Source organism: Pseudoalteromonas sp. 20-MNA-CIBAN-0454 (assembly GCF_040308685.1).
Lineage (GTDB): Bacteria > Pseudomonadota > Gammaproteobacteria > Enterobacterales > Alteromonadaceae > Pseudoalteromonas > Pseudoalteromonas nigrifaciens.
The window spans coordinates 22,888-49,101 of record NZ_JBEOOB010000002.1; the positions used below are offsets into that span (position 1 = coordinate 22,888).

Here is a 26,214-nt window from a genome sequence, read left to right on the forward strand (position 1 = left end):
ACTGCACACTAAGGGCTTTCCTTTAATCTTGCTTAAACACGTCGCTCCAATCGCGAGTAATTAAAGGAATAACAGCATTTGTGGGCACAGGTTTACTAAATAAATAACCTTGAAAATAGTCGCAACCAAGTGCTTTTAAAAATACTAATTGATGGGTACTTTCAATGCCTTCTGCCACACATTCTTTATTTAAGCTGTGGGCTAAAGTAAGCGTAGATTGGATAATTGCCTCATCATTAGAATCAACCCCTATATCTTGTACAAAACTACGGTCAATTTTTAATACATCAATAGGAAAGCGCTTCAAATAAGTTAACGATGCGTAACCTGTACCAAAGTCATCCATATAAAGCCTACAACCTAGTTGTTTTAACATATCCATACTCGATAAGGCCTGCTTTGAATCGCGCATTAATATTGATTCTGTTATTTCAAATACAATCGCCTTAGAAGGGATAGCTGCTTTAATTAATGCCTTTTTAATTTCAGGCACCAAGTGTTCAAATTCAAAATCGAGTGCCGATAAGTTAATCGACAAATATAACTCGGGAGCAATTTTGCGCCAAGCCACTAACTCTTCTAAAGCACGGCCCAATGTTTGCAGCATTATTTTTGTAATTAAACCAATACTCTCTGCCGCTAACGAAAACTCTTGAGTGTTCACTAATTGATTTTTTGGCCAGCGTAGCAATACTTCAAAGCCTTCGGTTTTTTGGCTATTAGCACTTATAATAGGTTGATAATAATTACAAAATTCATGCTCTTGATACGCTTTAGTTAACTGCGATTCTAGGTGCAGTGCTTTTTGCACCCGTTGATTCATCTCTTGCTTATAAAACTTATAGCTCCCTTCTAAATTATCTTTAGCGTGGTATAAAGCAATATTGGCAGCTTTTAATAGATCTTTATATTGCTGCGCATCACCTGGATATGTGGCAACACCAATGCTTAAATTAATATTAATTACTTGGCCATTAAGGGCAATATTTTTATTAACACAGCCCATTAATTTAGTGCAAACGAGCAATACCTCTTCTATTTGCTGTATATCTTCCACCAACACAACAAATTCATCACCACCAAATCGAGCTACGCTATCGCTGGGGCGTAAGGTACTTTTTAATCGCTCTGCCACTGTTTTAATCAATTCATCGGCAACTTCTCGCCCTAACGAATCATTAAAGTGTTTAAAGCGTTTAATATTAATATGCAGCAAAGCAACCTTACTGTTATGGCGCTGTGCTTGCTCAATGGCATGTATTACACGGTCATTAAATAATGCCCTATTTGGCAGGCTAGTTAGCTGATCGTAGTTGGCGAGTATATGCAGCTCATTTTCTGCTAATTTTTGTGCATTAATATCGGTTAAAATAACAACGTAACTGGTTAGTCTGTGTTCGTTATCGGCAACTGCACTTATTTTAACAAGCACGTGGCGTTGCTCGTTATTAACCAATGTTACTGTGTCTTCGCAAGAAAAGTGCTCCCCTACATTGAGCTTTTGCATAATGCGCAAGTAATCAAAGCGGCTACTGCGCGAAATTCCTAAATTAAGTACTCGACTAGAGCGTGGCTCAGCTGGGAAGTTAAACGCTGTTTGTAAGGATTTATTAGAGGCGCGTATATTAAAGTTTTTATCGAGTATAAATACCCAATCGCGAGTTTGCTCAAAGGCTGCAGCAAATAAACGAGCATGCTCTTCAAACACCATTTCACGGGTCATATTAGTGTAAGTTCCGGCCACTTTTTGCGGCAATTTATTATGCCACTCTACTACTTTGCCAAAATCTTTATACCAGCGCCAATGCCCTTTTGCATGCCTAAGCCTGTAGGTACAATTAAAAGATCCTTTATCTGTAGATAAAAACTCTAACCACTCTAATCTAAATAAAGGTCTGTCTTGTGGGTGTATTTTTACTAAATAGTCATCTAAATTTACGCATTCAACGCTGTAGCCTAATTCATTCATTAACCGCGGTTGATAAATACTAAGGCTGCTTGACTGCCAGTCCCAAACCCCGGATTCACTGCCCTCTAATGCCAGTTTTAAACGCGCTTCGCTTTCTTTACTTTCTTTGTGAGCTGCCAATAAAATACGCTGTATTTTATTGCGGCGCATTACCCAAGCAACCACTAAAGCAATTAACAATAATGCATATAGCACCACAAAATAAGGGGCACGCCATAGTGGGTATTTCACTTTTATTTTTAAACTAGCGGGCGACGTATATTCGCCGGTTAATGGGTCTTTAGCCCACACTTTTAATTGGTAATTACCCGGATTTAATTTTGGAAATAACACTCTGTTGTTACGGGTATAACTTTTTTGCCCGTTATCGAGCTGATACTCATAAATAATCCGCTCTTGAAAACTAAACGACATTGCCGAAAAAGCTATTTCTAAACCTATATCGTCATGATTTAATGTTATTTCTTCAAGTGGTTGCTGTAAATTAAGCGACAAGTTTCGCGACATTAAATTGATCCGAGTAATATTAACGTGATCAATTAACGCTTTGGTGTTTTGATTGTTCATTGGGTGAAAATAGGTAAAGCCTTTTAGGCTACCATAAGCAATACGCCCATCTTTTAAATGTGCCATAGCGCCGCTGTTAAATTCTGCAGAGAGCAGCCCTTCTGACGTAGTAAATTGCTGAAAATGCAGTGTAGTCGGGTTTAAACGCCAGATGCCTTTATGACTACTCATCCAAATCATGCCATCGTCATCAAGCACCATATCGTACAATAAGGTACCCAATTTGTTTTTGTCTAAATCAATAGTATGAACAAGTTCATACGTTAAGGCATCAATGCCAATCAGGCCAAAGTTGGATAACGAGAGCCATAAAATATTATTACGATCAACTTCATACGACAGCACATTTATGGCAACATTTTCATGTTGTTTAGGAACCTTATATATTATTTTTAGAGTTAAACTGTGAGGATTAACTTGATATAAAATCCCACCACTAAAAAATAAAGGCTTATCTGGTTGTGTCGATAATGGTGGTAAAAACCCATGCGCTAAAAAAGGGTCAAACTGAGTAAACTCGCCCTCTAACTGGGTTAGTTGCTGGGTATTAATATTATACATAAGCATGCCATGATCTGAGTGCACATAGTACAAGTTACCATCGGGCATTAAAGTAACACCATGAACCCAGCCGGCGATCAGCTTTTGGTTGCTCGGATTTTGTGTTTGCGGCTCAGTTAATTGCAGGCTAACAGGGTCAAAAATAAATAAACCTCTATTGGAGTGCAGCCATAATTTATTTTTATAAGGCATTATTTTATAAATAGTAAATTCAGTAGTTAGCAAATCAACTTTAAAATCTTGTAAATACGTTTTGCCTATATTTGTTTTTAAATCAACTTCAGTTAAACCATTATGCGTAGCTAGCCATAGCTTGTCTTTATACTCAGTAATACCCCAAATAGAATGATGCGATAAGCCGTCACCGCCAAGCATGCTGCCCTCAACATTGGTAAACTGATAGTTATTATTGGCTAAATAAAACGCCCCATCTGTTTTAGTGGCCACCCATGTTCCACCAGAATTATCTTTAACCATATCAATAATACTGGTATCGGCTAGGGTATATTTACTTTGGTTAATGCGGGTGTTTTTTATTATTTCCCCCGTTTTTAAATTAAACTTGAACAACCCTTTATCAGTGGCTAAATCAATTTTTTCATGGTCATTTGTAATTTGCCAAATATTTAAATTATCAAGCAATACACTATTGTTAAATGCCACATCGGGGCGCTCAAACATGCTCGATAAATTACTAATATCAACTTGGTACAACCCTTTAACAGCGCCCACTAATAGCTGATTATTGTTAGCAATAGCAAATGACTTCACATTATTTTGGTAAATATGCTCAGCCTCTGCGCGTAAATGCTCTAATGGCCGCACTTTTTCACTGGCAATATCAAACACATAAGCACCATGACTAGTACCAATAAATATATAGCCGTTATAATAAAATAGCTTTCTAACTAGGGTGCTTTTGTATTTACTCGGAAGCTCAAAAATAGTGGTTATTTCACCACTTTCAATATCAAGCTTTGCAAAGTCACGGCCTCGGCCAATCCAGAGGGTTTTATCATCTATTGCTAACATGCTAAAAACAGATTGATTAATTATCTGCTCTTCGCTTAGCGGCTTTTCTAAAAACTGTTTATAAGAATCGGTAGCTGGATCATAGCGAAATAGCCCTGCCAGCAGTGAGGCAATCCAAATATGCCCTTGGGTGTCTTGATATATGCGGTCAATAATAGCTTCTTCAAGCTCACCATTAGGCCCGTTAATTGGCATTACTTGGTAGCCATCATAACGGTTAAGGCCACCTTCTGTTGCCAGCCATAAGTAACCGTTATTATCAATAAGCATAGTATTAACATAGCTTTGAGATAGCCCCTCACTAGGAGATAAACGCTTCACTTGTGCGTTTATTTGGCTGCTCATTATTAGCATAAGTGCGAGCAAGCAACTTATTGTTCTGTTAATAGCTTTACCCATTCTTGATCCCACTTATTATGTTGCTTTTGATAGGTATTTGACAGCGACGATATACGATATTGGTACACACCAAAAGTACTACTAAGGAATGATTATATGTTAATATCGAGTTAAAACCAATAATGCGGTATAAATCAGGTCTACTTTTAGAGATGAATGTATAAATCCTATAAACTAAAGAGGTTTTAAATCAACTCGAGCTGCTCAAGTAAGCACAACATTAGCCTAACATTAGCGCTAAATACCTTTCAAATTGTTGCTTTAAAGAAGCTTGCTCTGCAATAGGGCGACTATGGAGGGTGTTATATATTTGCTCACGTGTTTTTTTCCCGCGCTTAATTTGATACGCCCAAAAAGAAGCCTCATAATCTAACTGAATTTGATACTTTTGTTCACGAGGTAAATTACATAAATTAAAACTCACAGTAACTCCTATTACTTACTAAAGATGTTTTATTATACTTATAAATAGTTATGAATGCTGCTTTAATAAAGCATCTAGGCCAACAAGCTTAGTCAGCTAAATGCTATATTATGTTTGGGGATTTAATAGCTTATTGGCTCAGATAATTACGAATTTAATCAACAAAGGGCACGCCCCCTAACTAAAAGTCAAAACCTTGCTGATTAATTAATTCGCTAGCGGCAGTAACGTCTAGTTTTTTTTGTATAAAACGCTTGTAGCGCTGCTGGCACAAATTTAATACTTTTTTCTTTTGTGCGTTAGTTAACGAGTTCCATAAAAAACGCTCATCGCGGCTACGATAACAACCTTTACAATATCCCCTATTATTAACCAAACAAATACTCTTGCAAGGGCTTGGAATATCAAATATTTCAATTTGTTGCATTGCCCCTCCCCACACTTATAAAGATACAGGTTAAGTATAGCGTTATTTACTCAAAGAGCAGCTTTGTGAGTAATTAGCTCTGGACGTTTAGTAAATCTCTTAACCAGATAAAATGTAGGTATCAGCCGGGGCATAAACCACAGCCCAACATGCGCTGAAGCTGTAATACAAATTTACTTCGCTTTAGCTAAAGTGCCGTAACAAAAAGCAGCTTTAGCTATTGCTTTCAGTAATAAAAATACTTTAAATAAATACTGAGTGACTTTTATCGCTTACTAAAAGCTAAAATATAATCGCCAAAAACTGCCTTTAGCTTTTAATGCTCACAACTTTTAATATTTACTTCTGCTTTACGATGATATGGCTTTGCATACATAGCTAATACCAAAGGTTTAAGCTCTTCGGGCACTTTATCCATACGTTTTGCAAACTTTGCAGCGTCGGCTTTATTAATGACCGCTTCTGTACAGCCGCCCGCTATAAAGTTACCTGGGTGCAAATAAAATGAATCTATTATTTGTTTATCTATTGTTTTAGCCAGCTCATCTGCGCTGTCGCAATGTGACTCTATCGGCTGTCCAAAAGCTAAATGAATATGTCCTTTAGATGAGCTAAAACCTTCAACAATACTGGCTATGTCTTCACCTACAGATTTTACATATTGACCATGGTGTTGTTTATGATAAAGCTCTTTTGCTTTAGCAATTGCGCAGGGTTCGTATTGATACGATATTGATACCGGCACTATTTTTAGCTCTTTAATATAATCGCCAAATTCTTTTTTTTGCTTACGCCCATTTAGTTGTAGCATCTTTAGTAGTGCCGGATCGGTTTGATCTACACCGTCTTTTGCTCGCCCTTCTTTTTGCGCTATCCAAATAGAGTTTCCTGCTGTTAGTGAGTCATAAATATAGGAAGATAACTGCGTTAATGCTTTAAGCATTTCTTTAGGGGCTTTTGCAGATCGCTTTACTATAAAGCTTTTATTTAATCGCATAAGCTCAGTGATATAGGGTCTTTGCAATAAATTATCTCCTATTGCAATGCGCACTGTTTTCATTTTATGTTGAAACAATCCCCAATTTACTAAAGCCGGATCGAGCACAATGTCACGATGATTCGATATAAATAAATAGGCCTGATTAGGGTCTAGTTTATCCAACCCTGAAAAAGTGACTTCTGACGTAGTGCGTTTTACTAACTTATTTAAATACTTTGCAACTTCATTTTGTACATCTTCAACGCTATTAATTTGGCCCCATTTTTTACGTAGTTGCTGTCTAATTAATGGTCGTGCAACAAATGGAATTGCCGATAAAATGCGTGGTAAATTGTACTTTGCAATTACATCAATAAATGCATTATCGTCAATTAAACGCTTCAGCGAAGTGGCAACTTCATCATCATTGTAAGGTCTTATGTCAGCGTACTTATCTTCTAATTCAATCATTTAGCGCATCTACAAAGTTAAAAACGGCACGCCAAAGCGCACCGTCGTGTCTAATTTTGATTATAACTCAATCAAAAATACGAAACTAGCAATACTAAAGTTCGATTTACCTAGTTCAAATAGAGTTATAGTTTAGTCGGCAAGTTTATAAGTTTGCACACTTGATGCAACTTACATTGCCCTGTTGTTATTTATAGTGAATATTAGTTAAAGCAAATAGCTTTACTAAAGCTGCATGGCGACGGCAGTACAACAAAATAGCCGTAAAGGGTAGCATGTAACAACTAACCTAGTGGGCAGACCACATTTAAGTTGGCCTACGTTTTTACGACTTTAAAATTAACAAAGTGTATGCTTTATAGTACTTTAGTGTATTAATCTTGCATACGTATGCTGCGCTGTATTTGCTTTCATTAGTACTGCAAATATTTCCAACCTCAAATCAAGCAATGCAAGCATTGCAAATAACTCTCTTAAATGGGGTTTAATTTTAGGAAAAAATATGAAAATTACTATTCTCGATAATGCGACTCTTGCTAAAACATCACTTGATTGTATTGCTCAATTAGGTGAGCTTACCGTTCATGAATTAACAAGTGCGGAGCAAGTTGTTGCTCATAGTAAAAATGCTGACGTTTTAATTACCAACAAAGCAGTTGTAAACCGTGAAACTATGAGCCAATTAAAATCACTAAAGCTAATTTGTGTTAGTGCCACTGGTACTAATAATGTAGATTTAGTAGCAGCTAAAGAGCTTGGTATTGCAGTAACTAACGTTGCCGGCTATTCAACCCCCTCTGTAGTACAACATACCTTTTCTTTAATCACTAATTTATTAGGTAATACACATCGCTACCAAGCGGACTGCCAACAAGGTGCATGGCAAAAAAGTGAAATGTTTTGCCGCCTAGATTATAGCTTTAACGATTTACAAGACAAAACATTCGCTATTATTGGTGGTGGAACACTTGGTAGCGCGGTTGCAACGGTTGCTAGCGCTTTTGGCGCAAATGTAATTACTGCCGAGCGCAAAGGGACACAGTGCCGTGAAGGTCGTATCCCTTTTGAACAAGCAATTAAAACCGCCGATATAATTAGTGTGCACTGCCCATTAACCGATGAAACTCGCGATCTAATTACACTCAATGAGCTTAAAATGATGAAGCCAAGTAGCATTATCATTAATACTGCACGTGGCGGCATTATTAACGAAGCAGACTTAGCAACCGCTCTTGAGCAAAACTTAATTGCAGGTGCCGGGGTTGATGTGCTGACTAAAGAGCCCGCTGAACTAACTAACCCACTGGCTAATTATAAAGGCAATAACTTACTGCTTACGCCACATATTGCTTGGGCAAGCACAGAGTCAATTGTACGTTTGGTAAATGAGGTAAGTTTAAATATTGTGGCGTTTACGCAGCAGCAATCACGTAATCGCTTAGTGTAATACCTTGCTGTAGTGCCCTGCTGTAATGCCCAGCTGTGTAGCTCTAAAAAGCGCTACACTTTTTAAAACGTGTTCATCCGAAAATTAACTATTAAACGCCAATAACGTTGGCGTTTACTTTACAAATAAAAGTTTAATTAGCGGGCAACAACTTGATTACGGCCACCCTCTTTCGCTGCATATAAACCTAAATCAGCTTCTTCTAAAAGTGCCTGCTCAGTTTCAATACTTGCGTTTTCAGTACTAGCTACACCAATACTAATAGTTACATGCTCAGCATTAAGCGATGCTTTATGCGCTATATTTAATGCATTAACAGCATTACGTAGCTTATTTGCAAAGCCTGTCGCTTCAGCTTTATCTACACCGGGTAAAACGGCTGCAAACTCTTCTCCGCCATAGCGTGCAATAAAGTCACTGCCACGCTCACATTGTGCCGCAAGTGCTTGAGCCACCGCTTTTAAGCAGTCATCGCCAGCTCGGTGCCCATAAGTATCGTTGTAACGCTTAAAGTGATCTATATCCATAAGTAGCACTGAAAGTGGTGTGTTGTTGCGCTTACTTTTACGCCATTCACGAGATAGGTTTTCGTCTAGGTTGCGTCTATTGGGTATTTCGGTTAGGCCATCAATCGAAGCTAACATTTCAAGCAAATCATTTTTTTGCTTAATAAGCAGTTGATTACGTACTCTTACGCGCACAATTGATGAACAAAATGGCTTAGTTATATAATCCATTGCACCTAGTTCTAAACCTTTAGACTCGTCATCATGGCTGCTATTTGCCGATATAAAAATAACCGGGATCATTTGCGTTGCTGAATCTTCTTTTAATTTAACCAGTACTTCGTAGCCATTCATTCCTGGCATAACAATATCGAGTATAATTAAATCAACTTGTGTTGTTTTTATAAAAGTAAGCGCTTCGTCACCACTTTTAACTAAAAACACCTCATGCTCATCGCTAAGTGTTTTTTCGAGTACAATTCGATTAAGAGCATCATCATCAACAATTAATACTTTAGCTTTTTTTGACATCCATTGCCCCTAAAACGTTTATAAAAACAACCACCTGTTCTAACTGCATAATAAGCTCTTTCGTTGTTATTTCAACAGCTTTATCGGTTGTTTTAAGATCTTTTTCAGTTTGCTGTGCGCATTGCGACAGCCGACTAAAGCCTAAATTACCCGCTACGCCTTTAATACTATGCGCTATACGAATTAAGTCATCTTTATTATTACTTATTTTGAGCTGCGCTAATTGAGTTTTGCACACACTAGCAAATTTACCGATCATAGTGTTAAGCAGTGTTTCGTTTAAACTAAACTGAGTTAAAGCAAATGAGTACTCAAAAAAGCTCGGCTTATAAGGTGCTAAATCGGTTATTGCACCTATAAGCACTTCTGCAACCACAGGTTTAGTTAAATGCTTATTCATGCCACACGCTAAAGAGCGTTCAATATCTGCAGGCTCACAATGAGCGGTTAGTGCAAAAATAGGTAATTGCTCTGCACTATACTGCTGCCTAATTAAAGTTGTTGCTTGGCAACCATCTAAATGAGGCATTTGCACATCCATTAAAATTAAGTCTGGCATTAAATTCGGTAATAATGCCATACCATCAATGGCACTAGTGGCTGTAACCACATTAATTTTTGCTTGGCGTAACACGCTGCTAATTATTTCTAAGTTTAATTGATTATCGTCAATCGCTAACACTAACAGACCCGACACACTTGGGTTTAATTTCGTTGTATTCGTTATTTTTAAAGCTGACTCTAAATTTAAATTAAACAATCGCTGTGCAAGCGCTGACGTTTTAATATGCTGTACAGTTAAACCCATGCTGATCGGCAAATTTAACCTTGGTTGATTACTTACAACAATAAGCGTAATTGCTTTTGCAAATAAAATATCTTTAATTACAGCTACCGCTAATAAAGCAGGTAAATCTGCTGCACCTATAATTAATTGCTTGGCTTTTAAATGCTCCCGAGGAGATTTTAATATTTGCTCTAAATTAGTATAAGTAAGCGTAGGGAATGCATTTATAACCTGAGTTAATTCGTGACTATGCGCTGATAAAATAACTAATGTATTATCAGGTAGCTGCTTACAAGCAGGTACAACATCTAATAAAACACTAAAGTAAAACTCACACCCTTCGCCTTTTTCACTATTTAGCGCTATTTCGCCACCCATTAACAGCACTGCCGACTTTACAATAGCCAGCCCTAAGCCCACGCCATGATGAGTTCGCGTAGATGACTCATCCCCTTGGGTAAAGGCATCGAATAAGCGCCTTTGATCGGCTTTATCTATGCCAACTCCGGTATCTATTACCTTAAAGCAAATATGTTGTTGCTCTGAGGTATCGCTTGGTAATAAATCCATTTTAAGGGTAATACTACCGGTTTTAGTAAATTTAACAGCATTAGTTAATAAGTTACCTAATACTTGCTGTAAGCGAATGCTGTCGCATATAAGGTTGGGGGCAATTAAGGGATCAATATCAATAATTAATTCAATCCCTTTGTTTTCACATAAAGGTGCCGTTAAACTTTCACAAATATCAACCAACTCAACAATGCTAAATGGCGCGAGTTTTAACTGCGCTGCCACACTTTCTACCCGTGCAAAATCCAGCATTCTGTTAAGCATTAACAACAAGCTGTGTGCTGCGTGCTTAGCTTGCGCGGTTTGTTCTAATTGTTTTGGCGTAAGTCCTTGCTCAATAAGCATATCAAGTAAACCAAATACCGCATTTAGCGGTGTGCGGATCTCATGACTTAAATTAGCAATAAATCGACTTTTTGCTAATGTGGCGCGCTCTGCATCATGTTTTGCTTTGGTTAATATACTTATATCTTGAATATGAATAACATAATACAGCGGCTCGGCATTTTCATTCCACACTAACGACACGCTCAGCTGTAACCAATCTGCCAGTTCACCGTGCGCTAAAGTTAAATGGTATACCCGTTTTTTATTATTTAGTAATTGCGCTAACGTTGCTTTAATTTCTTGCCATTGGGGGTTACTAAACACCCGATTTAAAGGCGCTCCCGCCAATAAATTTTGTTCAGAAGATAGCTCTCTAGCCGCTTTATTCGCTTGTAAAATAGTATGATCAAGCGAAAGTAACACCACTCCATTAGCCGCAAACTCTATCGCACTTCTAAATTTAGTTTCTGATTCTTTTAATGCATGTAGGGTTTGCTGTTGCTCGGTTATGTCGCGGCCAATCCCCATAACGCCTAACAGTTGTTGCTGTTCATTATAAAATGGCGCTATGGTTAATAAGTAAGAGCGTTCTGCGCTATCAATACGTTGTTGAATTTGCGTGCGATTGTGTAGTACTTGTTGCTCTAGCTTACTAATTTTTTTACTATCGCTGCTCTCATTTTCTATTAATTTACCAACTAGCTCAGCTTGCTTTTTACCAATAAATGTTTCAAAAGCTTTATTACAACCTAAAAATAAGCCATCAATACTTTTAAAATAAATAAAGTCAGGAACGTTATTAAGTACAGTATTAAGTAAAGCTAAATGACGCTCTTTGGCTTCGTAGCTGCTGGTTAGTTTTTCAGACTGTAGCTGCAATTTTTTATCTAAATCTTTATTAACGTTCTGTAGGGATTCGACCAGCTGAGTATTTTTAGCAAATATAGCTTTTACCTTTAAAAACCATGGCTGCCAATTTAAAGGAATTTTATAGTTTAACTGCTCGCCAGTTACAGTGTTGTTATGCTCTAGATAACGCATTAAAAAGGTCATCGGCTTGATAAAAATACGCTGGCTCAACCAAAAAAACACGCTAAACATAATGCTTAAAAACACGGTTAAAAATATAAATTCTATCGCTGTTTCGTAAATAATCGGCGCAGATAACTGCTCTATTGGCTCATGGTAGGCAGCATGTATAGGGTAGTTACCAATTGGCTGCATTAAAAACTGATTACCTTTAACTTCCTTAGTATTATTGTGCTCTATTAATACTGCCGGCCAATATTGATTTAACTTAACAGCTTTGTTTATCAACTTTTGTGAGCTGGCAATAACCTCATGATACTGATTCATAAATATATATTCGCCTTGCTGCGGCGATACTTTTTTTAGCCAATTAGAAATAGCTTGTAAGTCATAAATAAGAACTATGTAATCTTGGGAGTTAATATCTTGTTGTCGGCCAATGGCAAAGTAGGCTTTATTAGCAACTTTAATAATTTGGCTAGAGCTGAGTTGCTCGGTTAAAAGTGGTGGTTTAAATTTGCCTTTTAAAATATCAGTTAAAAAGGCACTTTGGCTACGATCTCGCCTGGCAACGTAAGCAAAACCTTGCTCATCAACATAAGCAACTGCACTTAATGACTGTATTAGCGCTAACGTGGTGTTAAATGAAGGGGCTAACATAACGACTTTTTGCCAGCGTAATAAGGCACTTTGCGATTGAGAAAATTCGCCAGCACCTACTATTTCGCCATTTAAATTACTTAAATAACGATAGTAATAGTCATCATACTGATTAACGTGCAATGGCATTGTGCTATCTGCTAAATGCGGCTTAGGTTGGTGATACAAATTAAACATAGCGGTAAATAAATTATTTACCCCAGCCATAGTATGTTCAATTTGCGCCGATACATTAGCAAAATCGCCATGGCGCTTTTCTATCGCACGTTCAACCTTAATATTGTAAAGGTGCAAACATAATAATAAAGCCACAAACAAAGGCACGGCCAAAGCCACAACTAAAGAGCGGTAATAATCTTTTAAGGGTAAAAACTTCAACTGTTTGCCTGTTTTATGGCTCAATAATCAGCTAATAGACTAGCGAGCCATAATGTTAAGCGCAAGTTATAAGTTTTCTTCAGCGAATGAAGCTAGGCGACTACGTACCACACCATTGAGGTTTATTGTTGCGCTACCTTCAAAGTTTTTAAAGCGCTCCACAATATAAGTTAAGCCCGAAGTAACCGGTGTTAAGTAGTTACTGTCTATTTGTGCCAAGTTACCGGTACAAATTAGCTTAGTACCTTCGCCGCAACGGGTAATAATGGTTTTTAATTGTGCCGCCGTTAAGTTTTGGCTTTCATCTAAAATAACTACTGCATTTTGAATACTGCGACCACGCATAAAATTTACCGACTTAAACTGAATATTGGCTTTTTCCATAATATAATTACGGCTTGAAATTGGATTTTCGTCGCCCTTATGTAATACCTCTAGGGTGTCGGTAATGGCCGCTAGCCATGGCGCCATTTTTTCTTCCTCAGTGCCGGGTAAAAAGCCAATTGACTCGGCTATTTCTGGCGTATTACGCGTTACTATTACTTTGTCGTAAATGCCTTTTTCGATCACCATTTCTAGTGCACTAGCAAGCGCCAATAAAGTTTTACCACACCCTGCAGGGCCGGTTAAAATAACCAGTTCTATGCTGGTATCTAATAAAGCATCGAGTGCCATACCTTGGTAAATATTTTTTGGTTTAATACCCCATGCACCTTGGTTCATTAATCGCTCATAACCTATATCTTTTAAGGTTATATGCTCCTCATCGTACGATTTAACTCGCGCTGCAAACTGATCCCCCTCATCAATTAAATACTCATTATAAAATACATCAGGGATTAAGTTTTTAGCCACATGATGCAAGGTCTCACGGCCATATTGCTCAGTATTACATTGGCCAACATGCTGCCAAAAGTCTCCGGCTATTTTTTTGTAGCCGCTGGTTAGTAAGCTAATGTCGTCTATAAGCTGATCGGTGCGGTAATCCTCAACATAATTAAGCCCTGCACCTTTGGCTTTTAAGCGCATGTTTATATCTTTAGTGACTAATATTACTTTGCTATTTGTGTGCTGCTTTTGTAAATGCACTGCACAGTTAATAATGCGATGATCGTTTTCATTGCCTGGCAGGCCAGAAATAGAGTCGGCAAATAAATGATCGTTTACAATAATTAAAGTGCCGTTTGATGCTGTTTTCGCTTTTTTATTGCTAGGAAGGGCTACGCCTTGGAGCATTTGCTCTGGTGTGGCATTTTTTAATATTTCATCTAAACCACGAATAGCCACGCGAGCATCACGGCTTACATCGTGTTTTCTATCTTTTATATGATCAAGCTCCTCTAACACTGTCATCGGAATAACTACATGGTGCTCTTGAAACGATAAATACGCGAGGGGTTCGTGAAGCAATACATTGGTATCTAGCACATACATTTTACTTTTAAGGTTCGAAGCATTTTCCATAGCACTTTCCTTACTTTTTATGATGAGTATGCTATACCAAACTAACTAAGTGCTTTTGAGTAGTGATGGCTCGTTAGTTACTTAGGTATAATTTTAGTTTAGTCTATTTGTCATAAAAGTCCGTTTTATTACAAACTCGATTTTGTTTTAATTAAACCTTAAAATCAAAGCAATCGACTGACTAAAATAGTGCATTATAAAAGTTAATTAAGTAGGTTTTGCTAAGGAAATATTTTTAATGCTGCTAACGCTCAAAGTAATAGCTGCAGAGCTATTTATTATCTTACTGTGTACTTATTTACCCAAAAAAGATCCAGATGTTAGCCGTTTTGTTAGGAATAATTCACACTTACCGAATTAATTAAAAGTGAGGCTAATAGCGCCTTGCAGTGGTGTTGTCTAACAGGTAACATAGCCGCCTTTTTCTTCATAGACGAGACATATATGAATTTTTCCTTAGGTCAGCGTTGGATCAGTGATACAGAGTCAGATTTAGGATTAGGCACAGTTGTTGCCATTGAGGGCCGTCAGGTCAGCATATTATTTCCTGCTAGTGGCGAAAGCCGCGTTTATTCTTGGGCAGAAGCACCCGTAACCCGTGTGTCATTTAATCCTGGCGATGTGATCAAAAGCGTTGAAGAGTGGGAATTAGAAGTTGAGTCTATTGAAGTGCAAGGCGAGCTACTTTGTTATCACGGTACTCGTGTTGATAATGGTGAAGCAGCCAAACTAAAAGAAACCTTTCTAGATCATTTTATTAAATTTAACAAACCTCAAGATCGTTTATTTGCCGGCCAAGTAGATCGTTTTGATCGTTACACGCTGCGCTACCAAACATGGTTACATAAATTTGAACGTGAACAGTCGCCTATAAAAGGCTTAATTGGTCAGCGTGCTAATCTTATTCCGCATCAGCTTTATATAGCCCAAGAAGTAGGTAAACGTTTTGCACCACGCGTACTTTTATCAGATGAAGTAGGCCTTGGTAAAACAATTGAAGCGGGAATGATTTTACATCAGCAAATTATTAGTGGCCGTGCCAGCCGTGTGCTTATTGTAGTACCCGAAAATTTGCAGCACCAATGGTTAGTAGAAATGCTGCGCCGCTTTAATTTACGTTTCTCTATTTTTGATGAAGATCGTTGCGATGAAGCGTTTGCCGACTCGCCAAATGTATTTGATACCGAACAACTGGTACTTACCAGCCTAGAGTTTTTAACCAAGAAAAAACGTTGGTTCGAACAAGCAACTTTAGCTGACTGGGATTTACTAGTAATAGATGAAGCGCATCATTTAAGTATTAATAATGGCAAGCCAAGCTCAGAGTATCAACGTATGGCCGAGCTTAGCCAAGATATTCCGGGCCTTATTTTACTTACCGCCACGCCAGATCAACTTGGTCATAGCAGCCACTTTGCTCGCCTACAGCTACTCGATCCAGACAGGTTTTACGACTACGACGTATTTAAAGAAGAGGAAGCAAATTACAAAGACGTTGCCGAAGCTGCTAATCAATTACTCCAAGAGCAAGGCCTAGACGAGAGCGCTAAAGCGACTTTAATTGAGCTATTAAAAGAAACCGACATTACCGATATTCTGGCAAAAGCACAGCAAGGTGATTTACCCGCGCGTAAAGAAATACTTAACATGTTACTGGATCGCCACGGCACCGGCCGCATCTTATTTAGAAATAGCCGCAGCGGCATTGACGGCTACCCTAGCCGTATATTACACGCCTACCCTATGCCATTGCCAAAGCAATATAAAACAGCAATGACAGTACTGGGCAATATGAGCGGCATTCAAAATCCCGAACTTAGTGCACAGCGCGCACTATTCCCAGAAAAAATATTTCAAGAGTTTGAAGGCGAAAGCGCCAGCTGGGGAGCATTTGATCCTCGCGTAGATTGGCTAATCGACACTCTTAAAACCCTTAAGCGTGAAAAAGTACTGCTAATATGTGCTAAAGCCGAAACAGCTATCAGCCTTGAGCAAATACTACGTGAACGCGAAGCAATTAAAGCCTCAGTGTTTCACGAAGGTATGTCGATTATTGAGCGTGACCGCGCCGCTGCATTTTTTGCAGACGAGTACGACAACGCGCAAATACTGCTGTGTTCTGAAATTGGCTCTGAAGGGCGTAACTTTCAGTTTTCACATCATTTAGTGTTATTTGATTTACCACTAAACCCAGATTTACTAGAGCAACGTATTGGCCGACTAGACCGCATTGGACAAACTCAAGATGTGAACATTCACGTGCCATATTTTGAAAACACCGCCCAAGAAGTATTACTACGTTGGTACAACGAAGGCCTAGACGCATTCGAATCTACCTCGTCAACGGGACAAATGTTGTATAAAGAATTCCGTGATGACCTACTTGATTACATTGCAGCGCATAACTGCGACGAAGACGAGTTAGATCCATTACTTGAGCAAGTAGCACAAAAAAATGCGGTACTGCGCAAACAAATGGAAAGCGGACGCGACCGTTTACTTGAGCTGCATTCATCGGGCCAAGGCGCAGCCGACTCTTTGGTAGCTGATATTGAAAAACTAGACAATCAGTTTGAACTGCCTAGTTACATGATTAACGTATTTGACACCTTTGGCGTAAGCCAAGAAGATAAAGGCGAAAATACCATTATCTTAAAGCCAACCGAGCATATGTTAAACGCCTCGTTTCCGGCATTAAGAGAAGATGGCATGACAGTTACATTTGACCGCGATACCGCGCTTTCGCAAGAAGACGTGCACTTTATTAGTTGGGATCATCCTATGGTGCAAGGCACCCTAGATATGATTTGTGACGACGATTTTGGTAGCGCATCGGTTGCTTTACTTAAAAACAAAAAACTACCACCAGGCACCTTTTTTGTTGAGCTTATTTTTGTAGCCGAAGCTATGGCACCAAAAGTATTACAAGTAGGACGCTTTTTACCACCTACGCCAATTCGTATTTTACTCGATAAAGCAGGTAATAACTTAGGTGAAAACGTCGCGTTTGACGGCTTTAATCAGCAGCTTTCTGCCGTTGGTCGCCAAACAGCCAGTAAACTAGCTGGCGCATTGCAAAGTGCTATTCACCCAATGATCAGCACCGCAAAAGACATGGCACAAGAAAAGCTTGAAGTTATTCGTGCTGCGTCACTGGCTAAAATGCAAACATCACTAAGTGAAGAGCAGCAACGATTAGTTGCTCTTAAGCAAATTAACCCTAATATTCGCCAAGAAGAAATTACCTTCTACGATAAGCAACGCACAGATTTGACTACCTACATTGAAAAAACCCAGTTAAAACTAGATGCGATACGCTTGATTGTGGTTTCGCACTAACGCTTTGGCGATAAGCTGACAGCCGTTAGTAAAAAATTGCTAATGTGCGAATGAAGAAAGCGCGGTATTTATATCGCGTTTTTTTTCAGCTCGATAAGTAAAAACGTATCAGTTACACTGATTTTGCTATAAAACGCTTATCTAAATTAATATTTTAATATACTGAGTAATCAGAGGCCGTGATGATGAATAAGGATATAAATAAGAAAGAAAAATTTCAAATATTGGTTATTGTTTCTATGTTTATAGTTATTAGCATTGTAATTTTTCAGTTTTCTCAAGACTTCCCTTATTGGTCAAACCATATCAATGCTTGGACAAGTACAGCCAATATATTTAATGGTTTAATTTCTCCTATACTCTTATTTTTTAGCGTTATATTAATATGGTTAACTTGGCGAACTAGTGAAGAAGTATTACAAACTCAAAAAAATGAACTAAAAACTGCACGACTTGAGCATCAGCTTATTAGGTTTGGCCGACACGCAAAACAACTCCACACACAAATTAAAACAATAGATTTATTGCCTGAAAAAACGGCTGTGAGAGGTGAAATAATTAAATATACAGATAAAGATTCTGACTTTAAAAAGTTATGGCTTAAACATCTAAGTTGCACTGACAAAGAGCTTGGTAGTAAATTAGCTGAGTACTTTGTAAATACGCCGCTTTTTATTTATAAGTGTATCGAAGTTTACAACAGGCTTCGTAGAGGCAATGAAAAACCTATAGATGTAAAAAAATTAATTGCTGAATCTAATAACATTGATGAAAGTGTATGTGAATTAATAGGTGAAGCGCTTAGTAGTACATTACAGAATAAAAATGAATTTAAAGACTTTATAAGGCTAATGAAACAAAATATTGATTTGACGGAAAGCGATGATAGCTATTTTCGAGATGAATATATTGCTGAACTCACCTTAAATTTTGATAAAAAACTTATAAAAGAATTGCTTCAATATGATTTAACTCTTTCTCAAGATTTTAAAGTTAATCTGAACAAATATTTATAAATCACAACCACTCTTCTATATCTTGCCCACCCAAAACAGCCATTATTTCAACATCAGTTTCATAAACTCTGTAATGAATACTATCTGAGCCACAAACGGCACGTCGATAACCTTTACGAATATGAGCAACTGATTGGTAGGGATAAGGATTTGCAGCTAGCTTTTCAAACAGAGTAAAAAAAGCATAAAAATAAGTATCTGCTTGCTGCTGTGAATACTCCTTACAGCCATACTGATAAATACGACGTAAGTCTTCTTTAGCATCATTTGAGAGTTTAAACTTTCGCATTACTTAACATTTAGTTTAAATTCAGTCAGGACTTCATCAGCAGATTGATTAGTAAAGCCACTTTTTTCAGATTTAAGCAGTTTACTATTGATAGCTTCAGCCCTTCTTGCACGTCGAATTAAGTCATTCACTAATTCGCTTTTATTCGCGTAATCACCTACATTTTCAATGTGATTACGCAGCCATAAATCATTTTTCGCAGTGAGCGAAATGCTTTGCCTTGCCATAATATATACCTCAAAAAATCATACTGGTGTAATTTTACACCAGTATGAAAAACACGCAATTAAACTTTAATCTTTTTCCTTGAGCCTTAGTGCCCGCTCCACTAAAATGGCGCCCTTGTAAATCACTGAGGTCGGCCGTGTTAATTAACTACAATCCCCCAACAGATCCGTATTTAACTATTCTGTATCAGGATGAGGACTTACTCATCGTTAATAAGCCTAGCGAGTTGTTAACCGTGCCAGGTAAAGACCCTAAACATGCCGATTGCTTAATAAGCCGTGTTAACCGAGTTTTTCCTACTGCTAAAATAGTGCACCGTTTAGATATGGCAACGTCGGGCATACTTTGCTTGGCAATGAATAAAGCCGCACACCGCCATGTAAGTATGCAGTTTCAAGAGCGCGAAACCGCCAAGCGCTATATTGCCCGGATATATGGGCAACTTGAGGCGCAAACCGGCTCGGTTGATTTACCGCTTATTTGCGATTGGCCTAATCGCCCCAAGCAAATGGTTGATCACGAAAACGGTAAGCCGTCGCTTACGCACTTTAAAATACTTGAACGTGAACCACATGCAACCCGTGTAGAACTAACCCCTATTACAGGGCGCTCGCACCAGTTGCGTGTACATATGCTAAGCCTAGGCCATCCTATTTTAGGTGATAGGCTTTACGCGCACAAAGAGGCACTCGCTGCGGCGCCGCGCTTGCAATTACACGCACAAATGCTCAGCTTAAAACATCCAACTACTGAGCAAATACTTACATTTGAAGCTGACCCTGATTTTTAGCGCTAACAATTAATATTAAAGTTTAGCCTGTTACGCTAAACTTTTTTGCTGCTGCGCCGATATCTAAGTAATATTTTTTATTTGAGTTGGTTATGGTATTGGCGCAGTATTTAAAGGTAATTAAACTAAACGTACTGCTAAGCTGTGCGCTAATTTTAACTGTGCAAGTAACTGCAGCAGAGCATATTGCCCCACCCTCGTATGCAAGTATTGAAAATAATGATATTCAACACTTACTTCCCAATGATGAAATAAAGCCTATATTAGCTGGCGATACTGAATTTTTAACTTTATACAGCGAGTATATGAGTGCTGATTTTAGAGGCACTGTACTGCTTATACCTGATTGGCAATCAAGCGCGACCAATAATGCCGGAATGAGCTTTTTACGCAAAGAACTAAATAATTTAGGCTACACTACCTACGCAATGACAGTACCTGATATTAACTGGCAGGCGAGTGAAGTAGCCACTGCTGCAACTAACGAAAACACTGCAACTGAAAGCACCTCAGCTGAAAATATTCTTGCCCAAAGCTCTGACAATGCAAATACAGCTAATCAAAGCACTGATAATGAAAGTGCTGCTGTTGAAAGTGCTGCAGTTGAAAGTGCTACTATTGAGGATACTGGTGTAAACAAAAGTGCTGAGCCACACCATGTTAATGCCATTGAAAAAGTGAGTGACGCGGTACTCGATAACTATAAAGTAAATTTAATCGCCCGCTATGAAGCACTGTATAATACAGCAATGGCAGAGCCGAATAATATTGTAGTAATTGCCCAGGGGATCAGTGCTGGCGTGCTACTTGAACATTATGCGCAATTTCCCGACTCAAGACTTAATGCATTTATAAGTTTAAGCAGTTATTTACCTAACAGTAAGCGTAATCAAGACTTAAGCCAAACTTCGTCTTTAATTGCCCCACCATTACTGGATATTTACTACGCTAACGATAACAACGAGATTTTAATGAACCTTAAAAATCGTCAGCGCTGGGTTAACCGCAACGCAAAATTTGATTATCGCCAACGCCAGTTATTTGGTTTGCGCAATCAGCCCGATCAACATGCACGCCTAAGTAAAGAAATAGACGGCTTTTTACGCCGACTTTTTTAAATACTCGTAAGCAGCTTGAATATCTTGGCTTTTTTTGACCGCTAATTCCATCATATGTTTTGGTAAACCTTGCGATACCAATTTATCAGGGTGATGCTGCGCCATCAGTTTTCGATACGCGAGCTTTATTTCTCGCGCTGTTGCCGAGTCATTAAGCCCTAATAATGCCAACGCTTGTGCGCGGTTTATATTATTATTAGGTGGAACATGATGGCCTGAACCTTCACGGTAACTGCTACTTTGCCCTTGTTGCTGTTGTTTATAACGCTGTTGCTGCTGCCTAAAGCTAAACTCTGCTTGGTAACGCTTTAATACAAAAGCAAAGTGCGCTCTAGATACGCCTAACTGTTTACTCACTTCTTGTAAAAGTAGTTTTTCTTGCTCAGCGAGTACACCATCTGAAAATGCCATTTGAATTTGAATTTCTAAAAATAGCTGTAATAAATCATAACGCTTAGCAAAACGTTCTTTAAAGTCTTGTACTGTTTCTTTTAATGAAAAATCATTTTCTTTACCCGACTGAAATGCATGTTGTGCTTCGCGGCGCTCTTCGCCTTGTAGGCCCATTTCGTCCATAAATAACGTTGCAGCTTTAATATGTACTTCGCTAATGCGCCCATTTGATTTAGCAATATGCCCCATAACTGCAAAACAGCTAGAAAAAAACAGCGCTTGACGCTCGTTGACGTCGTCACCTTTAAATAAGTTTGAAAAGCCACCGGCTTTATCAAAATCTTTTTTTAAGCTTTTATCAAACATATGGCCAAGATATAGGCCAAAAATAGCACCAAATATTTTGCCAAACATAAAACCGAAAATAAACCCGAGTATTTTTCCCCACATCTAAATTATTACCTCTATTAAATTTGTCGTTGATTAAGTGCTGATAATCGCTCAGGAGTACCTACATCATCCCATTGGCCTATGTAGAGTTCGGTAGAGACTAAATGTTCAGTTAATTTTTTAGCTAAAATAGGCCCAAGCGGACGAACACCTTGCTCAAAATCGTTAAAAAAATCGGCTTGATATCGGCCAATTCCAGAAAATGTATATTTTTGACTATCACTCGACAAATGACTGAGTGCAAAATCACCGTTAGGATTATGCGGTGGGTTTTCTATCAGCACTATGTGCGCCTCACCCGCTTGTAAATGCAGTTGAGTTAACGCGCTTACGTCGTAATCGGTATATATGTCGCCATTTATAACAATAAAGGTATCGCCTAATAGGGGCAGCGCAGCAATAATGCCACCGGCCGTTTCAAGGCCACCTGCCACTTCTTGGCTATAGCGTATATTTACGCCCCACTTGCTGCCATTGGCAAAATAATCTTTAATTTTATCACCTTGCCACGCAAGGTTTATTACTATTTCGGTAATACCCGCCGCTTTAAGATTTACAATATGATGCTCAATTAATGGCTTACCTGCTACTGCCAACATAGGTTTAGGCATATTTTGCGTTAGTGGCATCATACGTTGTCCGCGCCCGGCCGCTAAAATCATCGCCTTCATGTGCGCTCCTTTGCCAAGCGCTCAACCACTTTAGGAGCAATGGTATTTTGTATAAATAAGCCAAGGGCCTGTAGCTCTGAATAATTAGCAGCTACCTCTACAATGTATGCAAGTGTAGGAAGTATATTAGCCAAATAACCTTTTTTACCATCACGTAAATACAAACGACAAAAAATACCTGCCGCTTTTAAATGGCGCTGTAAACCGGTTAAATCAAACCAATATTTAAATTCATTAAAGGTAACATTAGCAATTAAACCTTGGCGATTAAATTCATCGTACCCGTATTTAACTAAATGAGTTAATTCGCTCTCTGGCAGTTTAAAATAGCAATCGCGTAACAAAGATACCAAGTCGTAACATAACGGCCCGCGTACAGCATCTTGATAATCTATGATCGCCCATTGCTGGTTGCAGCGCATAATATTACGACTATGGTAATCGCGGTGCATGGTAACGCTAGGCTGAGCAAGCATGGTATTACTAAGCAGATCACAGCTTGTTTGCCACAGCATTTGTTGCTCTGCTGTTAGTTCACAATCAATGAAGTCATGCATTAACCACTGGCTGAATATGCCAAGCTCAACAGCTATAAACTTTTTATCATAAGCTTGCATAGCAGCGGCTGCAGGTGTTTTTGCCCACTGTACGCTCAGCTTAATTAATTGCTGGTAATACTCGGTGCGGTGCTCATCATCAAGCATGTCTGCTAGGTGCGTGCTGCCTAAGTCACTTAAAATAAAAAAACCTTGCTGCTCGTCACTGGCAATAATAGCGGGCAATAAAAATCCTTGCTGCGTAAATACGCTATTAAGCGAGATATACGGCGCATTATTTACTTTAAGCGGATCGGAATCCATCACTATAAAGCTGTTATTAGCACAATTTAAGCGATAATAACGACGAAAACTCGCATCGGCAGTAATTGCCGCTAACGTGCATTGTTGCTCACTAAAGTGAGTATTTATAAAGAGTTGTAAGCGTTCAAAACGTGTCATTTTATAAGCTATCTATTTTTCACTAATTACTTTGCCATTGTTTTCCTTTATTATGTCTACTTGAAATTAATCACAGCGTATAAAGGTCGATAAATGAGCAAAACCTGGGGCATATTGATGCTAAGCGTACTGAGCGCACCATCGCTTGCCGAAACTGAACTGACACACAAGTTTTGTGGCACTTCAATGCAAACCAGAGCTTGGCAACCGCTTCCTGGCTTAAAGCTAGGTATGGTTGATATTCGCGCTAACGACGTAGAGCTTTTAGGCACACAAAGCGCTGAATTTACTGGTAATGTTGATATTAACACCGTTAATATGAGTTTGTCCGCACAAACTGCACTAATCGATAAACAGCGCGGTTTACTCAATGCTACTGGGCCAATTACTTATCGCGACAAAATAAGCGAAGTTAACAGCACTGGCCTCAACGCCGATTTAAATAATTCAGCAATCAGCTTACTTGGTGCACAATATAGCCTAACACAACAGCTAGGCAAAGGTGGCGCTGAAAAACTCACCGTTGATGAGTCTGGCTTAATGCTAATGAATGCAAGCTTTACTGCTTGCCCTGGCGAAGTACCTGTGTGGGCCATTGAAGCCGACGAAATTAACCTTTCTCGCGAAGAAGGCTGGGGCGAAACCTATAATGCGGTTTTACGCATCCTAGATACGCCGGTTTTATATTTACCTTATTTTACCTTTCCGCTTGATGAGCGCCGTAAATCTGGGTTACTTACGCCTAGTTTTTCAAGCTCAGATCGCTATGGTTTAGAAACTATTACGCCTTACTACTGGAATATCGCTCCCAATTTAGATGCCACCATTACCCCGCGTTATATGTCGCGTAAAGGTTTACAACTGCAAACTGAATTTAGATATTTAACCCAAGAGCATGAAGGCTTAGTGGGTATTGAATATTTAAATAAAGATGATTCAGACCCCGATCTTGGCGATCGTTATATGTTTCATTGGCAACAAAAAAGCTATTTAGGTGAAAACTGGCGCGCTAATGTTGATATAACAAACGTGAGTGACGACAACTACTTAACTGATTTAGACTCTAATTATGCCAGTAAAACCGATACTCAATTGTACAGAACAGGCTCGCTTACTCATATGGGCGACACTTGGCGTACCGATATTACAGTACAAAACTTTGAAGTACTGGGCGATCACTTAGAGTCTTATACCGCTTTGCCACAAATTAGTTTTACCCAAACCGCACCTTGGCAATACGACAACTTTGATTTTAGTGTATCGGGAGAAGTTAGCCACTTTACTAATAGCTCAGCTATTATTGATCAAGCTACTCGAATACATATTGAGCCAAAAGCTCGCTTTGATTATAAAGAACATGCATGGTCGTTTTTATCAGAAGTAAGCATATTACAAACAAACTACAAACAGCATGGTGATTTAGAAGGTACTCAATACAGCGAAAGCGTATCGCGTACACTGCCAAAAGTACGTTTGTATACACAACTTAATTTTGAGCGCGAAACCTCCTACTTTATTGATGACGGTATTCAAACTTTAGAGCCACAGCTACAATATTTATATACCCCTAATGAAGATCAATCTGATATTGGCTTATTTGATACTGCCAAACTACAAGATGATTTTTTTGGTTTATTTAGAGACACACGCTTTTCAGGTGTTGATAGAATAGCTGCTGCTAACCAATTTACCTTAGGTGCAACGACTCGGTTATTTGACAAAAAACACCAAGAAGTATTTAATTTTAGCGCCGGACAAATATTTTATTTAAGCGATTCAGCCAAACCTACAGAGCAAGGATTAAACTCAGACACCAACTACAATGCCTTGTTTGCAGCACAAACCATGGTACATTGGCATCGTCGCTGGTATTTATCTGCGGGTATTCAGTATGATACTGACGGTAAACAAATTATTCAGTCTAACGTAACGCTCGACTATAAAGGCGACGATAATGAGCTAGTTCAATTGAACCATCGGTATTCAGATGATGTCTCAGGTAATGCAATTGAACAAACAGGCTTATTTACAAGCATTCCAGTGAGCGACGAATGGCAGTTTATTGCAAGCTATCACCGCGACCTTGAAAATAACCGCAGTATCGAAGTGTTAAGCGGACTACAGTATGAATCGTGCTGTTGGGCATTTCAAATTACTGGCCATCGCCAAATTGTTACCGACTTAAATCAGTCTATAGGGCAACAACAGGCGACTTTTGATTCAAGCATTCGTTTGAATTTTGTTTTAAAAGGGTTAGGTAGTAAAAGCCGTTATGATGCTAAAAAATTATTACAACAAGGTATTTTTGGTTATCGTAGACCGTATTTTCTTAATGACTAGGACACTATTTTTAAAGTTAAAGTAGTATTAATTAACGCTAAAAATTGAGTA

Annotated in this window: 18 protein-coding genes; 6 read left to right on the forward strand and 12 right to left on the reverse strand. The window is 38.6% G+C overall.

From position 1 onward, the window contains the following. Window positions 1–22: 22 nt before the first annotated feature. From AAEZ22_RS01175 to AAEZ22_RS01190, 4 genes are all read right to left on the reverse strand, one after another. Window positions 23–4,528 (reverse strand): EAL domain-containing protein, encoded by a 4,506-nt coding sequence (locus AAEZ22_RS01175; protein WP_352295833.1) that lies wholly within the window; start codon window positions 4,526–4,528, stop codon window positions 23–25. Between the two features lie 220 nt (window positions 4,529–4,748). Further along, a complete protein-coding gene (locus tag AAEZ22_RS01180) occupies window positions 4,749–4,952 on the reverse strand; it encodes a DUF3283 family protein (RefSeq protein WP_011329264.1) in 204 nt (67 codons plus the stop codon). Between the two features lie 181 nt (window positions 4,953–5,133). Continuing rightward, complete coding sequence (locus AAEZ22_RS01185; RefSeq protein WP_011329265.1) at window positions 5,134–5,379, reverse strand: DUF1289 domain-containing protein; 246 nt, start codon at window positions 5,377–5,379, stop codon at window positions 5,134–5,136. 316 nt (window positions 5,380–5,695) lie between these two features. Then, window positions 5,696–6,829, reverse strand: a complete 1,134-nt coding sequence (locus AAEZ22_RS01190) for a 1-acyl-sn-glycerol-3-phosphate acyltransferase (protein WP_011329266.1) — start codon at window positions 6,827–6,829, stop codon at window positions 5,696–5,698. A gap of 502 nt (window positions 6,830–7,331) precedes the next feature. Between AAEZ22_RS01190 and AAEZ22_RS01195 the strand changes: the two genes are divergently transcribed. Beyond that, window positions 7,332–8,276, forward strand: a complete 945-nt coding sequence (locus tag AAEZ22_RS01195) for a D-2-hydroxyacid dehydrogenase (RefSeq protein WP_182683903.1) — start codon at window positions 7,332–7,334, stop codon at window positions 8,274–8,276. Between the two features lie 137 nt (window positions 8,277–8,413). On the opposite strand, the gene AAEZ22_RS01200 is transcribed toward AAEZ22_RS01195, so the two are convergent. The 3 genes from AAEZ22_RS01200 to AAEZ22_RS01210 form a co-directional block, all read right to left on the reverse strand. Beyond that, window positions 8,414–9,313, reverse strand: a complete 900-nt coding sequence (locus tag AAEZ22_RS01200; RefSeq protein WP_011329268.1) for a GGDEF domain-containing response regulator — start codon at window positions 9,311–9,313, stop codon at window positions 8,414–8,416. Then, a complete protein-coding gene (locus AAEZ22_RS01205; RefSeq protein ID WP_352295836.1) occupies window positions 9,297–13,067 on the reverse strand; it encodes a PAS domain-containing hybrid sensor histidine kinase/response regulator in 3,771 nt (1,256 codons plus the stop codon). Before AAEZ22_RS01205 ends, AAEZ22_RS01200 begins: the two co-directional genes overlap by 17 nt. A gap of 66 nt (window positions 13,068–13,133) precedes the next feature. Further along, the gene (locus AAEZ22_RS01210) at window positions 13,134–14,531 is read right to left on the reverse strand and encodes a PhoH family protein (RefSeq protein ID WP_086997728.1); all 1,398 of its coding nucleotides are present in this window, start codon (window positions 14,529–14,531) and stop codon (window positions 13,134–13,136) included. Between the two features lie 444 nt (window positions 14,532–14,975). Between AAEZ22_RS01210 and rapA the strand changes: the two genes are divergently transcribed. Both rapA and AAEZ22_RS01220 read left to right on the forward strand, forming a co-directional pair. Further along, entirely contained in the window at window positions 14,976–17,870 is a 2,895-nt protein-coding gene (gene rapA / locus AAEZ22_RS01215) for an RNA polymerase-associated protein RapA (protein WP_011329272.1), read from the forward strand. 182 nt (window positions 17,871–18,052) lie between these two features. After that, the gene (locus tag AAEZ22_RS01220; protein WP_352295839.1) at window positions 18,053–18,886 is read left to right on the forward strand and encodes a hypothetical protein; all 834 of its coding nucleotides are present in this window, start codon (window positions 18,053–18,055) and stop codon (window positions 18,884–18,886) included. A 1-nt stretch (window position 18,887) separates the two neighbouring features. Here the strand turns inward: AAEZ22_RS01220 and AAEZ22_RS01225 are convergent, their stop codons facing one another. Both AAEZ22_RS01225 and AAEZ22_RS01230 read right to left on the reverse strand, forming a co-directional pair. Then, window positions 18,888–19,175, reverse strand: coding sequence for a type II toxin-antitoxin system RelE/ParE family toxin (locus AAEZ22_RS01225; protein ID WP_182683900.1), 288 nt, complete (start codon window positions 19,173–19,175; stop codon window positions 18,888–18,890). Beyond that, window positions 19,175–19,402 carry a ribbon-helix-helix domain-containing protein gene (locus AAEZ22_RS01230; protein WP_352295842.1) on the reverse strand — a complete coding sequence of 76 codons (228 nt, stop codon included), beginning with the start codon at window positions 19,400–19,402 and terminating at the stop codon, window positions 19,175–19,177. The genes AAEZ22_RS01225 and AAEZ22_RS01230 overlap by 1 nt, the downstream gene beginning before the upstream one ends. 137 nt (window positions 19,403–19,539) lie before the next feature. On the opposite strand from AAEZ22_RS01230, the gene rluA reads away from it, so the two are divergent. Together rluA and AAEZ22_RS01240 are read left to right on the forward strand one after the other, a co-directional pair. Continuing rightward, complete coding sequence (rluA, locus tag AAEZ22_RS01235; RefSeq protein WP_179806938.1) at window positions 19,540–20,193, forward strand: bifunctional tRNA pseudouridine(32) synthase/23S rRNA pseudouridine(746) synthase RluA; 654 nt, start codon at window positions 19,540–19,542, stop codon at window positions 20,191–20,193. Between the two features lie 92 nt (window positions 20,194–20,285). Then, complete coding sequence (locus AAEZ22_RS01240; RefSeq protein WP_352295845.1) at window positions 20,286–21,311, forward strand: DUF3530 family protein; 1,026 nt, start codon at window positions 20,286–20,288, stop codon at window positions 21,309–21,311. Here the strand turns inward: AAEZ22_RS01240 and djlA are convergent. Genes djlA through AAEZ22_RS01255 form a run of 3 tightly spaced genes read right to left on the reverse strand, consistent with a single transcriptional unit; the run spans window position 21,294 to window position 23,823 of the window. Continuing rightward, window positions 21,294–22,154 (reverse strand): co-chaperone DjlA, encoded by an 861-nt coding sequence (gene djlA / locus AAEZ22_RS01245; protein ID WP_089368767.1) that lies wholly within the window; start codon window positions 22,152–22,154, stop codon window positions 21,294–21,296. The genes AAEZ22_RS01240 and djlA overlap by 18 nt on opposite strands. Window positions 22,155–22,171: 17 nt before the next feature. Then, window positions 22,172–22,825 carry an N-acetylmuramate alpha-1-phosphate uridylyltransferase MurU gene (gene murU, locus AAEZ22_RS01250; RefSeq protein ID WP_058374205.1) on the reverse strand — a complete coding sequence of 218 codons (654 nt, stop codon included), beginning with the start codon at window positions 22,823–22,825 and terminating at the stop codon, window positions 22,172–22,174. Continuing rightward, window positions 22,822–23,823, reverse strand: a complete 1,002-nt coding sequence (locus AAEZ22_RS01255; RefSeq protein ID WP_089368768.1) for an aminoglycoside phosphotransferase family protein — start codon at window positions 23,821–23,823, stop codon at window positions 22,822–22,824. Before AAEZ22_RS01255 ends, murU begins: the two co-directional genes overlap by 4 nt. 93 nt (window positions 23,824–23,916) lie before the next feature. Here AAEZ22_RS01255 and lptD point away from each other — a divergent pair, with 93 nt between their 5' ends. Then, window positions 23,917–26,163, forward strand: coding sequence for an LPS assembly protein LptD (lptD, locus tag AAEZ22_RS01260; protein WP_041454580.1), 2,247 nt, complete (start codon window positions 23,917–23,919; stop codon window positions 26,161–26,163). Window positions 26,164–26,214 lie beyond the last annotated feature (51 nt).

Coding starts and splice junctions, on each gene's coding strand:
- AAEZ22_RS01175 (WP_352295833.1), bottom strand. CDS start 4,528: ATGGGTAAAGCTATTAACAGAACAATAAGTTGCTTGCTCGCACTTATG.
- AAEZ22_RS01185 (WP_011329265.1), bottom strand. CDS start 5,379: ATGCAACAAATTGAAATATTTGATATTCCAAGCCCTTGCAAGAGTATT.
- AAEZ22_RS01190 (WP_011329266.1), bottom strand. CDS start 6,829: ATGATTGAATTAGAAGATAAGTACGCTGACATAAGACCTTACAATGAT.
- AAEZ22_RS01195 (WP_182683903.1), top strand. CDS start 7,332: ATGAAAATTACTATTCTCGATAATGCGACTCTTGCTAAAACATCACTT.
- AAEZ22_RS01200 (WP_011329268.1), bottom strand. CDS start 9,313: ATGTCAAAAAAAGCTAAAGTATTAATTGTTGATGATGATGCTCTTAAT.
- AAEZ22_RS01210 (WP_086997728.1), bottom strand. CDS start 14,531: ATGGAAAATGCTTCGAACCTTAAAAGTAAAATGTATGTGCTAGATACC.
- rapA (WP_011329272.1), top strand. CDS start 14,976: ATGAATTTTTCCTTAGGTCAGCGTTGGATCAGTGATACAGAGTCAGAT.
- AAEZ22_RS01220 (WP_352295839.1), top strand. CDS start 18,053: ATGATGAATAAGGATATAAATAAGAAAGAAAAATTTCAAATATTGGTT.
- AAEZ22_RS01225 (WP_182683900.1), bottom strand. CDS start 19,175: ATGCGAAAGTTTAAACTCTCAAATGATGCTAAAGAAGACTTACGTCGT.
- AAEZ22_RS01230 (WP_352295842.1), bottom strand. CDS start 19,402: ATGGCAAGGCAAAGCATTTCGCTCACTGCGAAAAATGATTTATGGCTG.
- AAEZ22_RS01240 (WP_352295845.1), top strand. CDS start 20,286: ATGGTATTGGCGCAGTATTTAAAGGTAATTAAACTAAACGTACTGCTA.
- djlA (WP_089368767.1), bottom strand. CDS start 22,154: ATGTGGGGAAAAATACTCGGGTTTATTTTCGGTTTTATGTTTGGCAAA.
- murU (WP_058374205.1), bottom strand. CDS start 22,825: ATGAAGGCGATGATTTTAGCGGCCGGGCGCGGACAACGTATGATGCCA.
- AAEZ22_RS01255 (WP_089368768.1), bottom strand. CDS start 23,823: ATGACACGTTTTGAACGCTTACAACTCTTTATAAATACTCACTTTAGT.
- lptD (WP_041454580.1), top strand. CDS start 23,917: ATGAGCAAAACCTGGGGCATATTGATGCTAAGCGTACTGAGCGCACCA.